Here is a 14,879-nt window from a genome sequence, read left to right as displayed (position 1 = left end):
GGTTTGAACTTGTAAGTTTTTAAGGTTTCTGCATGGTGGATAAATTTTATCAAAATGTTGATATGAGAAGGGGCGGAGCCAATTCCTAAAACTCATTAACTTTTCGCGGTGTTTAAAAAGACCTCACAGGTTTTTGAAACCTGTGGGGTCTGCAAATTTTAAAATAATTCGACTAGATAAATTTAATATTTTGTTGGTTATAGAAATCATAACTAAATCAAAATATCACTTAAACCGCGCTCATAAAACTCCAATCGTTCTTTTTCTGGAACCAAATCGCCGCCGGTAGCCCAAACTACATGCGTGGCATTTGCCATATTTAAATTATTCATTTTAGCATAATCAGTTTTTAGAACCATTTGCGGACCAATAAGTCCTGCTGTTGCTGATGGCTCCAAGAATTCATCTTCGGTGTCCATTAGTTTAGTGAGCAGGTTGTAAAGCGTTTGATCTTCTATGGTGTAAAGTCCGCTAATAATATGCGAACTTATAGATGTTGCAAAACTGGATGGTCGACCAACGGCTAGCCCATCGGCTTCTGTTTTATTATCAATACCAAGATCCTGTACGCTTATTTGGCTATTTTCTCCCGTAACAAGTCCTGTTAATACTGCAGGGGAGTGGGTAGGCTCCACAAAAAAGCAATGTACATGATCTCCATAAATTTGTTTTAAACCAAAAGCTGTGCCCCCAGGAGAGCCACCAACGCCACAAGGCGAGTAAACAAACAATGGATGTTGATCGTCTACTGGAATATTTTGTTCTTTTAATTGTTTTGCTATTCGTAACGCGCCAACAGAATAACCTAAAAATAAATCATTAGAATTTTCATCATCCACAAAGTAAGCCATTGGATCGGCATCGGTTTGTTGGCGTCCTGCTAGAATTGCTTCGCTAAAATCGCCAGAGAACTCGATGACTTTAACGCCTTTTTCTTTTAATAAATCTTTTTTCCATGGTTTCGCATCTGCCGATACATAAACGGTGACTTGAAATCCTAAAGCAGCACCGATAATGCCGATACTTAATCCTAGGTTTCCAGTTGATCCAACGCCAATTTTATACTGATTAAAAAATTGTTTAAACTCTGGAGTCGCAAAAGCTTTATAGTCGGAATCTTTCAGCATACCAGCTTTAAAGGCTAAATTTTCAGCATGATGCAAGACTTCATAAAAACCACCACGAGCTTTAATCGAGCCAGCAATAGGAAGTTTGTTATCGCATTTTAAGAAAAGACGGCCTTCAATTTTTGGCGCCTCCTCATTTAAAAGACGTTTCATATGGGAAAGCTCTTTTAAAGGCGATTCCAAAATACCCTGCGTTATTTTGGTTTCAGGAAACGCTTTCATAAAAAAAGGAGCAAAGCGTTCCCACAAGGCTTCAGCAGCCACCATATCTTCCTTTTTTATAGAGAAATCAGGCATGTCTGCCATGGATTTACGTTTCGAATTCTGCCAGATAACCGGTTTTAAAGCTATTATATTCTCTAGGATAGGTTCTTTTTTTATAAAATCGGTAATGTTTTTTTCTGTGTACATAATTTTCAATTTTAAAATCCAATTATAACATTGTTTAAGTCGGTACTAAAACAAATTACGACTTGCTAACAACATCTTCTACCCGCTTTGCAGAGTCTAATTTATTTAAACTTAAACGTACTATACTAGTTGCAGTTGCTGTTAAGTCATGTGGCACACCGCCTTCCAACGCAATTAAATCTCCTTTTTTAAGATGATGGATTTTCCCATTCACACCAAAATCTATAGCACCTTCAAAAACTTCAACTACTATAGGGAAAGGTGTTTTGTGTTCTTTCATAACATGTCCTTCCTTAAAAGCGATACGAATTTCTTTTCCAGTTTCTGTTTCCATTAAAACTTGAATGGTTGGTTTCGTTTCATTGTATTCTACATTGTCTACTAATGATGCTACTTTCATAATATAAATTTTAGATTATTCGTTCCTTATTTAGAATGATTCAAAATTAGCAATTATACATGTAATTTCCATGCGTTTAGCGAGAATTTTTTGAGAAAATTGGTGTTTGCGGGTTTAATAACTATAAAGAGTGACTAAAATTTTTCCAGGATATTACTTTTTATGAGTTTAAACTGTCATTGAGCTTGTGCCATCTCTTCAATATTTATTTATTTAAAATGATTACATTAGTGCGTGAAAACTTATATGAACCTATCATTATGAGGGGTTCAGCTATATTATTAAAAATATTCTCTTACAAAAAAAAACTGAAATCGATTTCACGAAAAATAGAGAATCAATAGCATTCTATGGTTTCAATGCGAATAAAATATCTAGTGGATAAGCGAATTTAAAATGATTAAACAATAAATACCGCAAAACTAAAAATTCATGTTGAAAATAGCGTTGATTTTACCATTAATAAAGAAGTGCCATTACTAATTGCCATTTCTGATAACTTAGTTGATGAAAACGAAATTCATAGCTCAAGAAAAACAAGTAGATATAAAATATAATCAATAATAATTATGCCAACTGAAAACCCTATTTTTTTTATTCCTGTTTCGACAGGATTGATTTTCATTGTAGTAGGACTCGTTATGCTCATATTTCCTCCTGATAAAATAAATAGTCTTTATGGTTATAGGACTAAAAACTCAATGAAAACTAAAGAAACATGGGGTTTTGCACAGAAATATTCTTCAAAGGAAATGATGAAACTTGGAGCTTTATTATCTATGACTGGATTGCTTGGATTTATATATCAGCCAAGTGAAAATACTGCAACTATTATTGGATCAGGATTAATTATTCTGGTGGTTATTGTTCTAATAATTAGAGTCGAAGCTGCTATAAAGAGAAAATTCAAGTCGGAATAAAATATAAATCAGCTTAAGCTTTTCATCAAAAAGGTATGCTTTTCGAATAATTAAAAAAACTTGTATTTTCTTTAAATTCTTCATGCAAACTAACGAAAGCGAATTTAAACATAGTAAGTGTTTCAATCACCTTCCTTATAAAACCGTAACTTATTGTTCAAGGACTTAACATCTTCTTGTAATCGTTCTACTTTATTTAATAAATTTGAAATAGCATCGATGCCTTCAATGTTTATATCTAATTCAAAATGAAAACGTATCAGTTTTTCAATGGATTTGATTTCGGTTACGTAAATGCACGGCGTTTCGCTCTCGGTTGAAATTTCTACTAATTCATATTCGCTTAAAGTTATAATAAACGATTCCGGAATATCATAATGCTGACAGAATTCTGTTATAGTAATGACGTTTTTTGTGTCCATGGTTATCGTAGTTTTGATAATTCAGTGAATAATTCTTTTTCTTTATCGGTAAGATTGGTCGGTGTTTTTATATCATAAGTAATAAATAGATCGCCAAACGTATCTGCTTTTTTATAAACCGGAAACCCTTTCCCTTTAAGTTTTACGCGCGTTCCGTTTTCGGTTTCTGGTTTAACATTTAATTTTACTTTACCGTCAAAAGTGTTTACAGTAATATCGCCACCTAAAAGTGCGGTGTATAAATCCAAATCGACTGTGGCGTATAGATTAGCTTTGTCTCTTTTAAATGTGGTGTTATTATTAATGGTAAATGTTATAAAAAGGTCACCTTTTGGGCCGTTATTAGCTCCTGGTCCGCCGTGACCTGATATTTTTATAACTTGGCCGTTTTCAATACCAGCAGGAATAGTAATGCGTATATTCTTGCCATTAATAGTTAAAGTGCGTTTATGACTTATATAAACATCTTTTAAATCCAATTGTAATTCGGCATTAAAATCCTGGCCTCTAAAGCCGGCTTGACTTCTGGATCCGCGAGAAGCGCCGCCAAACATAGATTCAAAAAAATCGGAAAAATCACCTCCATTAAACTGACTAGAGCCTGAATATTGCTGCTGACTCCGGCCGCCACCTTGTTGCTGTCTAGCTTGGTTGTAGGCATCGGCATGTTGCCAGTCTTTTCCATGTGAATCGTATTTCTTGCGATTTTCAGGATGGCTTAATACCTCATTGGCTTCATTAACTTCTTTAAACTTTTTTTCTGCTTCTGTGTCACCTGGATTTAAATCTGGGTGATATTTTCGTGCCATTTTTCGGTATGCTTTTTTAATGGCCTTCTCGTCTGCATTTTTGGCAATACCTAAAACCTTGTAGTAATCTATAAAAGACATGTATTCTTGTTTTTAGTTATAATCTAATATTAAAATTTAAGCTTTACGCAATGTAATGCAGGTTATTTCTGGTCGCATTCCTAATCTTCCAGGAAATCCAAGCCAACCCAAGCCGCGATTAACATATAAGTATTGTTCGTTTTCTTTATATAATCCCGCCCAATGTTTATACTTATATTTTATGGGGCTCCATTCTTTTTTCCCAAAACTTACGCCAGCTTGCATGCCGTGTGTATGTCCAGAAAGCGTTAATGCAATATCCGTTTTATTTATTACTTCTTCTGTCCAATGAGACGGATCATGAGAAAGTAATATTTTAAAAGGAATGTCTTGAATTTTGCTCATGGCTTTCTTTAAATCGCCATACTGTTTAAAAGGTGGGTTCCCCCAGTTTTCAACACCAATAATAGTGATTTTCTGATTGTCTATTTCAATTACTTCAGATTCGTTTAAAAGTAATTTAAAATTATTGTCTTCGAAAAATTTCGTTATGCCCTTAAAGTTTTTTCGCTTGGCCTCTTCAGATTTCCATAGGCTATAATCGCCATAATCATGATTTCCTAAAATAGCATACATGCCTTTTTTAGCCGAAAGATGTCGGAAAGATTTTTTCCAACCGCGTAATTCTGAAGCATAGTTATTTACTAAATCGCCAGTAAAGAATATCAAATCGGGATTCAGTTGGTTTATTTTTGAAAATGCACGATCCATAATATGAAAACGATGATTGAAACTTCCTAAGTGTAAATCGGAAATCTGAACAATTCTTAAGCCATCGAAAGTTTTAGGTAAATGTGAGAACTTGATGCTATGTTCATAAACTTTAAAATTGTAAACCGATTTAAAAATAGCATATACAATTACAAAAAAGGGTAAAAATCCAGCAAATAAACCCAGTAAAGGAATAATAATAAGCGATTCTTTAGATGTTACAGCATAATTGGTGAGATATAATATGCTTATCACAACAATGAAAATTATTTTCGGAACAAATGAGGAAATGGTGAGTCCATAAATGGAGCTTATTAAAATTTGTTTACGTCGTGGTGCAATAGAATCTAACTTTAATTTCAGAATAATAATAGCGGTTATTAAACCGACAGTAAAAAACCAGAAAAGTATATGTATGGTATGTTTTAATATATCTGAATTTAGTAGATCGGTAATAGATTTTAACCAATAAAAAGCTGCAAAATCAACCATGAATATGGCAAAACACAATAATAATATGGTGAATATGGAATAACTTTTCATATAGTAATTTTCATTAAGTAGGCGGTTTTAATATAAGTCAATCTGTGGGAAATATAATAAGATCAAGTTGAAATTATCTAGAATTTTTTCTTTTGTGGTAACATATTTGCCAGTTATTCTTTATATTCAAAAATAGAAAATTAAAGTTACCTTTTTTATAAAATAAATAACCGTTCTATTTTATAAAACTTTGTTAATGTGATAAATATCATAGTAAATGAAAATGTGATTGTTTAATTTTAGAATAGCTAAAAATCTGATTATATGAGACAAATTTTAATGCCAACCGATTTTTCGGAGAATGCTAAAAACGCCATTAAGTATGCTTCGGAATTATTTAAGTATGAACGTTGTGTTTTTTATTTTTTGCACACCTACGAAGATACTATTTATGAAAATTCTGAACTAACACGCGAGACTTTACAAGAGATTGAAAAATCTATTCAAGCAGATGTTGAGGCAAAGTTAGCGGAAACGCTAGCGCATGTAAATGCATTGTCGCCAAATCCCCGACATAAATATCATGCTATTGCCTCCAATAATTCGTTGGTAGATGAAACAGATAAGCAAGTTGAAGCGCATAATATTGATTTAATTGTTATGGGAACGCGTGGCGAAACTAACGATCCCAAGGTGCTGTTTGGAAGCCATACACTTCAAGTTTTAAAATATGTGCAATGTCCTGTGCTGGCGGTTCCAGAAAATTACGTTTATACGCAACCAAAACATATACTGTTTCCTACCAATTTAATGATTCCTTACAAACGCCGTGAGCTTAAATTGTTGTGTGAAATAGCGGCGCCTTATCGTGCAGAAATAGACTTATTATATGTTTCAAAAAGCAGTAATTTATCCTTACGACAAGAAGATAATTTAGCTTTTGTTAAAGGCGTTGTTAGCAAAAATGACATTAACCTTATTACAGAAAGTCATCATGATATTGTTTCGGCCATACATCAATATATAGAAAAACATGAAACAGATATGCTCGTTATGGTCAATACAAGGCAGTCGTTTTTTGAAGTCATGCTCATGCAGTCTGCAGTCGATAAAATGACGCTTCAAGTAAATATTCCGTTTTTAGTTATGCAAAACTTAAGACGTTAATAGTTCCGTTTAATCTTTTAAAATTAACATCATGAAAAATATATTATTACCAACTGATTTCTCTGATAATTCAATGCATGCTATACATCATGCTATCCAATTATTTGGCAATATGGATTGTACATTTTATTTGCTAAACACGTATACACCTGTAATTTATAACATGGATTATATGCAAACCAGAACGGCACAATTCGATTTAATGGAAACCGTAAGATTAGCGTCTATAGAACGTCTTGGGGATCTTGTTAATAAACTGAAATCTAAATTCAATAACCCGAAACACAGTATAGAAACGATATCGTCCTTCAATACACTTACTCAAGAAATTAAGAATGTGGTGGGCAAAAAAAATATCGATTATGTGGTTATGGGAACGCAAGGAGCTACTGGCGCCAAAGAAGTGCTTTTTGGTTCTAATACGGTGCACGTCTTTAAAAATGCAACCTGTCCAGTATTAGCAATTCCTAAAGATGTGGTGTTCTCTAAACCGGAATATGTGTTATTTCCAACAGACTATGGTATTGATTACCAGGATAAAAACCTAAAACCATTTCTAAATATAGTGGAGCAAAATAATGCTCGTGTGCATGTTTTACATGTCTCCTTTGGAGATGAATTAACCGAGAAACAAAAAACAAATCGTTTAAAGTTGAAAGGGTATTTAAAGAATATTAATCATGATTTTCACGATTTGCGAAATGAAGGCGTATCGCCAGCTATTGCTGACTTTCAAAAACAATTTCCAGTAGATATGTTGGTTATGATAAATAACAAACACTCCTTTTTTGAAAACCTATTTTTTAAATCGCGAATCAATCAAATAGGATTTCATATTGGTATTCCATTTTTAGTAATACCTTCCTATAAATAAGACAACTTAAAAGTTAAAAGTAGCTTATGGTGAATCCCAAATAATATTATATAAAAGCCCTGACTAGGCAGTCAATCCTAAAGAAAAAGACCTTAAAATTAGTATACCTTTTTTTGTTTTGTGAAATTTAAGGCTCTAATAATTAATCTATTTAAAAATAATTCCGATGAAAAATATTTTATTACCCACAGATTTCTCTGACAATTCGTTTCATGCCATAAGTCATGCTTTAAAACTATTTTCAGAAGAGAAGTGCCGTTTTTATTTACTTCACTCGTATGCATCAATAGTAGATAATATGGATCATATGCAAATTAGTCCTGCGCAAATTAAAGTAGAGAAATCTGCAAAGACCGCATCTCAAGAAAGATTGAGTAGCTTTCATAATAGAATTGAAACGTCGTTTAATAATTCTCATCATTCTTTTGAAACCATTTCTGGATCCGATACGATAACGCAAGAGGTTAAAGATGTTGTGAAAAAGAAACATATTGATTACGTAGTTATGGGAACCAAAGGTGCTACAGGATCTAAAGAAGTTCTTTTCGGATCCAATACGGTGCATGTATTTAAAGATGCTACTTGTCCCGTTTTAGTAATTCCGAAAAATGCTGAATATAAAACACTTCAAGATATATTATTCCCTACTGATTTTGAAGTAGAGTATCAAGATCAAAACGTAGCTTCATTAACGGAAATGGCTAAAAAGTACAATTCACAAGTTCATGTATTTCATGTTGGTTCTGGTGATAAATTATCGAAGAAACAACAGGTTAATCGCTTAAAGTTGAAAAGCTATTTAAACAACATTAGTCATGACTTTCACGATGTTGGAAATGAAAGTGTGTCGACGGCTATAAACGATTTTATGAGTGAAAAGCCAGTAGATATGTTAGTTATGATAAATAACAAGCATTCCTTTTTTGAAAACCTGTTTTTTAAATCCCGTGTCGATAATATCGGATTTCATATCCACATACCCTTTTTGGTAATTCCATCATAAACTGAAACTAGTTTATAAAAATTTAACCATAATTTATCATGCAAAAGGTTTCTATAGAATCAGATATTGATATTGTTAAAAGCTCTGGAGATCGCGTTAAGTTTTCTTTGGAAAAGTTGCGCGCATCTTTAAATCGGTCTGGGGCTGAAAAAGATGTTGTCAACCGAATTCTAGACACTGTTCGTGATGAATTGTACCAGGGCATTTCCACAACAGAAATTTATAACAGAGCTTATGCGTTATTAAAAAAGGAGAAGAATTGTTACGCTTCTAAATACAAATTGAAAAAAGCAATTTATGAACTGGGCCCAACAGGTTTTCCTTTTGAACATTTTATTGCGGCACTTTTAAAATATTCTGGTTATGAAACCCAAGTTGGTGAAGTTTTAGTAGGCCATTGTGTGTCCCATGAAATTGATGTGGTGGCGCATAAAGATGGGGAAACACTTATTGCCGAATGCAAATTTCATAGTGAGGAAGGGAGAAACTGTAACGTGAAAGTCCCGCTTTACATTGCTTCCAGATTTAAAGATGTTAAAAAACATTGGGACTCTAAATCATATAAAACGCCATTAACAGCCGGTTGGGTGGTTACTAATACGCGTTTCACTAAAGACGCCCTTAAATATGGTAAGTGTATTGGATTGTATTTATTGAGTTGGGATTACCCTAAAAATGATGGACTTAAAGATCGAATAGACAGACTGGGTTTGTATCCAATAACCGTTTCAACCTTATTAACTAATCGTGAAAAACAATTTTTATTATCTCGAGACGTCATTTTGTGTCGTGATTTGATTGACGATGCTTTTTTTTTAGATCATTTAGGTATTTCTGAAGTGAGAAAAACAAAAATTTTAAACGAAATTAAACAACTTTGTGATGATTAATAACACAGAAAATCAGGTTAAAGTAACGTTTTTGGGAGCTTCTCAAGTCGTTACGGGGTCAAAATATTTATTGGAAACATATGGCTTAAATGTTTTAATAGATTGCGGTATGTTTCAAGGTTTAAAGGAATTACGCGAATTAAACTGGCGCGATTTATCTATCGATGTTCCCGCCATTGACGTGGTTTTACTAACACATGGGCATTTGGATCATGTTGGTTATTTACCGCGTTTAGTAAAACAAGGCTTTTCTGGAAAAATAATAGGGACAGCACCAACGCTTGCTATTGCGGAAATAATTTTAAAGGACAGCGCTAAAATACATGAGGAAAGTGCAGAAAAAGCGAATAAAGAAAAATTCACCAAACATGATCCGGCCTTGCCTTTTTATACAATTAGAGATGCGGAACAGACGATTCGATTATTTCAAAGTCAGGAGCCTGAAAAGTGGCATACGCTTTCAGAATTTTTCAAATACCGTTTTCAATACAATGGTCATATTCTCGGTGCTACATTTATTGAATTAGATGTTTTTGAAAAACGCTTCGTGTTTTCAGGTGATATTGGTCGCCGAGATGATTATTTGTTGGTAGCACCAAAGAGACCAGAATGGGCTGATTTTTTATTTATTGAAAGTACGTATGGGAATAGGCTACATCCCGAAGAAGATGTTGAAACAATTCTTACCGATTTGGTTAAAGAAACCATTCATAATAGGGGGAATCTTATTATTCCAAGTTTTGCCGTGGAGCGACTACAAACTTTAATGTATGTGCTTTGGAAGCTTTACAAGGAAAATAGAATCCCGAATATTCCTATTATTGTAGATAGCCCAATGGGACAAAATGTATTAGAAGTTTTTAGGCAATTTCCGGATTGGCATAAGCTAACAGCATCGGAATATGATGCGATGTGCAATCATGTTACTATTACAGAATCCTATAAGGACACGTGGAAGGCTATAGACGATAAACGAGCAAAAATAGTTATTGCAGGTAGCGGCATGGTAACTGGTGGTCGTGTTTTAACTTATTTACAACAACTTATAGATGAGAAAAACACAACTGTTTTATTAGTGGGCTATCAAGCCGAAGGAACTCGTGGCAGGCAATTATTAGACGGCGCTCACGAAATTAAATTTTTCGGAAAATATTACCCCGTGAATGCCAAAGTTATGCATTTGCAAAGTTTGTCTGCTCATGCAGATCAAAAGGATTTATTGCATTGGATGGGCGCGATAAAGAATATTCCAGAAAAAGTATTTTTAATTCATGGAGAACCTGCAGCCATGGATGCATTTCGGGTTAAAATCCAAACAGAATTGAAATGGCAGGTCTCTATGCCCAAATTGGATGATGTTGAAATATTTAATGTGTAAATAAAAAAAGTGCTCCATTTGGAGCACTTTTAATATTCAGATTTATAAAATCTAATTAGTTGTCGTCAGTTAAGTCGTTAACTTTATCTTTTGTTGCATCAGCAGCATTGTCAATAGCTTTTCCAGTTTCGTCAACAGCGTTATCAACAGCGTCTCCAGTATCTTTAGCAGCTTTGTCTACAGCTTTTCCAGCTTTTTCCATTGCACCTTCAGCATCATCAGCAGCGTTGTCCATTGCATCTTCAACGTCATCAGCAGCATCTTCCATAGAATCGCCGGCGTTATCCATAGCTTCTTCTACAGAGTCAGCTTTGTTTTCATCTCTACAAGATGTGAACGTTACAGTTAAAGCCAATAATAAAGCTGTACTTAATAATAATTTTTTCATTAGTTAATAGTTTTAGTGTTAATTTTAATGGTGCGAATTTAATAACAAAATTTGATAATTTGTGTTTAATTTTAACATTTTTTAACAACTGATAGAAAAATCGCTTCCAGCCTTATATACGTATGTAGTTTACAATTTGGATTACGGCACCCATACTATTTTTTATGAATTTAAAATTTTGACTCCCAATGTTTTGCGATTTTTCTGGGTTTTTTATTAACAGGTTTAGTGTTGACTCTAGCTCGTTTTTATTGCTTATGGTAAACATTCCGCCCTCCAAAATCATATGCGATGCCTCTGGAAACTTGTCATAATGCTTCCCAACAATGATAGGGACGCCAAAAACGGCTGGTTCTAGAGTGTTATGTAATCCCGTTGATCCCATTGCTCCGCCAACGTAAGCAATATCAGCGTAGTTATAAATTTTGGTTAGTAAACCAATAGTGTCTATAATAAACACGGAATATTCGGCATAGTTTTTATGCTCTTTCTCTGAAAAAAGGATTGTTTTTTTATTCAGTGAACCTTTTAATTTCTGAATTTGATTGACCTTAATATTATGCGGTGCAATTATAAATTTGGTGTCGGATTCTGTATTATTTATAAAATCGATTAATAGCGCTTCGTCTTCTGGCCAAGTGCTTCCAGCAACGACACATATTTTGTTGTTTTTGAAATCTCCAATAAAGTCAAGTTCATTATTTTGTGCCAATTGACTATAAACACGATCAAAACGCGTATCACCTGTTACAGTTGTTTGATTATAATTAATAGTTGCTAATAACTGCTTTGTGTTTTCATTTTGAGTAAAAATATGTTCAAAAGCGAAAACAGCCTGACGCATAAAGCCGCCGAAAAACTTAAAGTAAGATTGATCTTTTCTAAATAAAGCCGAAATTAAAAGTGCACGATGATTGCGTCTTTTGAGTTCTAATAGATAATTAGGCCAAATATCATATTTAACAAATATCGTTAATTCGGGTTTTACTAAATTTAAAAAGTTTTTGGCGTTACTTGGTGAGTCTAAAGGTAAGTACACTACAATATCGGCAATGTCTGTGTTTTTCCGAATCTCGTAACCTGAAGGAGAAAAAAATGTCAACACAATTTGATGCTCGCGATATAGCGCACGTAATTCTTTAAAAACAGGTAAGCCTTGCTCGTATTCACCTAAAGATGCACAATGATACCACAGCGTTTTTTTAGAAGTATCTAACGTGTTTTCCAAAATTGAAAACGTTTGAGACCTACCAGTAACGCCCAATTTTATTTTAGGATTAAATAAAGCTACAATAGGCAAAATCAATTGCGCTAAATAAATACCGATGTTAAATATAATTCTCAATTATTATAATTTGCTGCTAAAATACATCTCTTTAAAATAATTTCATTGGTTCGCGTTGATGAATTTCGTAAATTCGTGGCGTATGAGAAAAATTCAAATGGTTGACCTAAAAGGTCAGTATAACGCGATTAAGGATATAGTAAATCCGGATATTCAGGAAATAATTGATAATGCATCCTTTATTAATGGACCAAAAGTTCATGAGTTTCAAAAAAATCTGGAAACATATTTAGATGTTAAACACGTAATTCCATGTGCCAATGGTACGGATGCGCTGCAGATTGCTATGATGGGACTTGGTTTAAAGCCAGGTGATGAGGTGATTACAGCCGACTTCACCTTTGCAGCCACCGTTGAGGTTATTGCGCTTTTACAATTAACGCCTGTTTTGGTTGATGTAAATCCGAATGATTTCAATATTAATATTGAAGCCATTAAAAAGGCGATTACGCCAAAAACTAAAGCAATTGTTCCAGTTCATTTATTTGGTCAAGTTGCCAATATGGAAGCCATTATGGAGTTGGCAGAAGCTCATAACTTATATGTAATTGAAGATAATGCGCAAGCAATCGGCGCCGATTATACTTACAGTAACGGTAAAAAAGCCAAAGCAGGAACTATTGGTCATGTAGGATCCACTTCATTTTTCCCATCAAAAAATTTAGGTTGTTATGGTGATGGCGGTGCTATTTTCACGAATGATGACGATTTAGCACACATAATCCGAGGTATTGTAAATCACGGAATGTACGAGCGCTATCATCATGATGTGGTTGGTGTCAACTCCCGTTTAGATTCTATTCAAGCAGCCGTTTTAAATGCGAAACTACCGCATTTAGATGCTTATAATAAAGCGAGACAAGCAGCTGCTATGAAATATGATGCCGCTTTTAAAAATCATGAAAACATAGAAATTCCTTTTAGAAAGAGTAACGATTGTGAAGGTAATTGTGCGACTTGTGATTGTCATGTCTTTCATCAATATACATTAAAGTTAAATAATGTGGATCGTGATGGATTGGTGAAATTCTTAAACGCACATGATATTCCATGTGGTGTTTATTATCCAATTCCGTTGCATAATCAAAAAGCATATGCCGATGAACGTTATAATGAAGCTGATTTTCCCGTAACCAATGATTTAGTTAAAACAGTTATATCATTGCCAATGCATACCGAATTGGACGATGAGCAAATTGAATTTATTACATCAAAAGTTTTAGAATATATTAATGGATAAAATATTAGTTACAGGCGGTTTAGGCTTTATAGGCTCTCATACCGTTGTCGAATTACAAAACGAAGGCTTTGAAGTTGTAATAATTGATAATTTATCTAATTCATCTATTGATGTTTTGGAAGGAATTACAGCTATTTCAGTGAAATCGCCAATTTTCGAGAAATTGGATTTAAAGAATAAGCAGTCCGTTCAGAATTTCTTTTCGACCTATAAAGATATTAAAGGTGTTATACATTTTGCTGCTAGTAAAGCGGTTGGCGAAAGTGTTCAAGAACCTTTAATGTATTATGAAAACAATTTAAACACGCTTATTTATTTGTTGCAGGAACTGACAGTTAAATCTAATTCAAATTTTATATTTAGTTCGTCTTGTACGGTTTATGGTCAGGCAGATGAAATGCCCATTACGGAAAATGCACCAATAAAACCTGCGGAATCACCTTACGGAAACACCAAGCAAATTGGTGAAGAAATTATAAAAGATACGTGTAAAGTCCAACCGAATTTAAATGCAATTGCTTTACGATACTTTAATCCTATTGGCGCACATCCTACTGCGAAAATAGGTGAGTTGCCAATTGGCGTGCCTCAAAATTTAGTACCATTCATTACCCAAACTGGAGCGGGATTACGTGATGAATTATCCGTTTTTGGTGATGATTACCCAACGCCAGATGGCACGTGTATTCGGGATTATATTCATGTAGTAGATTTGGCAAAAGCACATGTTGTAGCTTTAAAACGTTTATTAAATAAGAAAAATAAAATTAATTTTGAAACCTTCAATATTGGAACTGGTGTTGGTAGTTCGGTTTTAGAAGTTATCAATTCTTTCAAACGTGTTTCAAATAAAAGTTTGAATTATCAAATTGCAGATAGGCGAGAAGGCGATGTTGTTTCAGCTTATGCAGATACTACAAAAGCAAACACAGAATTAGGATGGAAAGCACAATCTACTTTAGACGAAGCCATGCTATCGGCATGGAAATGGGAACAGCAAATTCGTGATTTGTAGTCGGTTTTGGCGTTTTCAGCATTTGAGATGTGATAATTATACCATTGTTTAATTATGGATATGGCAATGAAATAGCGTTTAAATTATTATATCCATATTAATATTCTGATTTCCAGTATTCTAATAGGCTAATTTTGTATATTATCCCTGTTATTCGTTTCTTTGTACTATATGATACGAGATAAAATGAGATTGATTCGGGTAAAACGAGAGAC

General features: G+C 33.9%; 15 protein-coding genes. 8 read left to right on the top strand and 7 right to left on the bottom strand.

Annotated features, from left to right (window positions below):
- Positions 1 to 212: 212 nt before the first annotated feature.
- Both BZARG_RS08175 and BZARG_RS08170 read right to left on the bottom strand, forming a co-directional pair.
- Positions 213 to 1,538 carry a D-serine ammonia-lyase gene (locus BZARG_RS08175; protein WP_040288228.1) on the bottom strand — a complete coding sequence of 442 codons (1,326 nt, stop codon included), beginning with the start codon at positions 1,536 to 1,538 and terminating at the stop codon, positions 213 to 215.
- A gap of 55 nt (positions 1,539 to 1,593) precedes the next feature.
- Positions 1,594 to 1,938, bottom strand: a complete 345-nt coding sequence (locus BZARG_RS08170) for a cupin domain-containing protein (protein ID WP_008637178.1) — start codon at positions 1,936 to 1,938, stop codon at positions 1,594 to 1,596.
- A gap of 569 nt (positions 1,939 to 2,507) precedes the next feature.
- Here BZARG_RS08170 and BZARG_RS08165 point away from each other — a divergent pair.
- Entirely contained in the window at positions 2,508 to 2,858 is a 351-nt protein-coding gene (locus BZARG_RS08165) for an SdpI family protein (RefSeq protein ID WP_008637133.1), read from the top strand.
- Positions 2,859 to 2,980: 122 nt separating this feature from the next.
- Here the strand turns inward: BZARG_RS08165 and BZARG_RS08160 are convergent, their stop codons facing one another.
- From BZARG_RS08160 to BZARG_RS08150, 3 genes are read right to left on the bottom strand one after another with little or no spacing between them, the layout of a single operon-like run.
- The gene (locus tag BZARG_RS08160) at positions 2,981 to 3,280 is read right to left on the bottom strand and encodes a chaperone modulator CbpM (protein ID WP_008637065.1); all 300 of its coding nucleotides are present in this window, start codon (positions 3,278 to 3,280) and stop codon (positions 2,981 to 2,983) included.
- Between the two features lie 2 nt (positions 3,281 to 3,282).
- Positions 3,283 to 4,170, bottom strand: a complete 888-nt coding sequence (locus tag BZARG_RS08155) for a DnaJ C-terminal domain-containing protein (RefSeq protein WP_008637135.1) — start codon at positions 4,168 to 4,170, stop codon at positions 3,283 to 3,285.
- Positions 4,171 to 4,206: 36 nt separating this feature from the next.
- Positions 4,207 to 5,424 carry a metallophosphoesterase gene (locus BZARG_RS08150; RefSeq protein ID WP_008637171.1) on the bottom strand — a complete coding sequence of 406 codons (1,218 nt, stop codon included), beginning with the start codon at positions 5,422 to 5,424 and terminating at the stop codon, positions 4,207 to 4,209.
- 264 nt (positions 5,425 to 5,688) lie between these two features.
- Here BZARG_RS08150 and BZARG_RS08145 point away from each other — a divergent pair, with 264 nt between their 5' ends.
- From BZARG_RS08145 to BZARG_RS08125, 5 genes are all read left to right on the top strand, one after another.
- Positions 5,689 to 6,531 carry a universal stress protein gene (locus BZARG_RS08145; RefSeq protein ID WP_008637186.1) on the top strand — a complete coding sequence of 281 codons (843 nt, stop codon included), beginning with the start codon at positions 5,689 to 5,691 and terminating at the stop codon, positions 6,529 to 6,531.
- Positions 6,532 to 6,562: 31 nt separating this feature from the next.
- Positions 6,563 to 7,405 carry a universal stress protein gene (locus BZARG_RS08140; RefSeq protein WP_008637073.1) on the top strand — a complete coding sequence of 281 codons (843 nt, stop codon included), beginning with the start codon at positions 6,563 to 6,565 and terminating at the stop codon, positions 7,403 to 7,405.
- 166 nt (positions 7,406 to 7,571) lie between these two features.
- Entirely contained in the window at positions 7,572 to 8,408 is an 837-nt protein-coding gene (locus BZARG_RS08135) for a universal stress protein (RefSeq protein WP_008637029.1), read from the top strand.
- Positions 8,409 to 8,446: 38 nt separating this feature from the next.
- Complete coding sequence (locus BZARG_RS08130) at positions 8,447 to 9,298, top strand: ATP cone domain-containing protein (protein ID WP_008637199.1); 852 nt, start codon at positions 8,447 to 8,449, stop codon at positions 9,296 to 9,298.
- Positions 9,291 to 10,676 carry an MBL fold metallo-hydrolase RNA specificity domain-containing protein gene (locus tag BZARG_RS08125; RefSeq protein ID WP_008637101.1) on the top strand — a complete coding sequence of 462 codons (1,386 nt, stop codon included), beginning with the start codon at positions 9,291 to 9,293 and terminating at the stop codon, positions 10,674 to 10,676. The genes BZARG_RS08130 and BZARG_RS08125 overlap by 8 nt, the downstream gene beginning before the upstream one ends.
- Positions 10,677 to 10,731: 55 nt before the next feature.
- Here the strand turns inward: BZARG_RS08125 and BZARG_RS08120 are convergent, their stop codons facing one another.
- Both BZARG_RS08120 and BZARG_RS08115 read right to left on the bottom strand, forming a co-directional pair.
- On the bottom strand, positions 10,732 to 11,064 hold the full coding sequence (locus BZARG_RS08120) for a hypothetical protein (RefSeq protein ID WP_008637102.1): 333 nt from the start codon (positions 11,062 to 11,064) through the stop codon (positions 10,732 to 10,734).
- Positions 11,065 to 11,176: 112 nt separating this feature from the next.
- Positions 11,177 to 12,409, bottom strand: a complete 1,233-nt coding sequence (locus BZARG_RS08115) for a 3-deoxy-D-manno-octulosonic acid transferase (protein ID WP_040288224.1) — start codon at positions 12,407 to 12,409, stop codon at positions 11,177 to 11,179.
- An 82-nt stretch (positions 12,410 to 12,491) separates the two neighbouring features.
- Here BZARG_RS08115 and BZARG_RS08110 point away from each other — a divergent pair, with 82 nt between their 5' ends.
- Together BZARG_RS08110 and galE are read left to right on the top strand one after the other, a co-directional pair.
- Positions 12,492 to 13,649 carry a DegT/DnrJ/EryC1/StrS family aminotransferase gene (locus tag BZARG_RS08110; RefSeq protein ID WP_040288223.1) on the top strand — a complete coding sequence of 386 codons (1,158 nt, stop codon included), beginning with the start codon at positions 12,492 to 12,494 and terminating at the stop codon, positions 13,647 to 13,649.
- Positions 13,642 to 14,664, top strand: a complete 1,023-nt coding sequence (galE, locus tag BZARG_RS08105; RefSeq protein ID WP_008637170.1) for a UDP-glucose 4-epimerase GalE — start codon at positions 13,642 to 13,644, stop codon at positions 14,662 to 14,664. Before BZARG_RS08110 ends, galE begins: the two co-directional genes overlap by 8 nt.
- Positions 14,665 to 14,879 lie beyond the last annotated feature (215 nt).

Origin of the sequence: Bizionia argentinensis JUB59 (assembly GCF_000224335.1) — a bacterium.
GTDB lineage: Bacteria > Bacteroidota > Bacteroidia > Flavobacteriales > Flavobacteriaceae > Algorimicrobium > Algorimicrobium argentinense.
The sequence above is the reverse complement of the archived record's forward strand: the minus strand, read 5'-3'. Positions and strand labels throughout refer to the sequence as shown.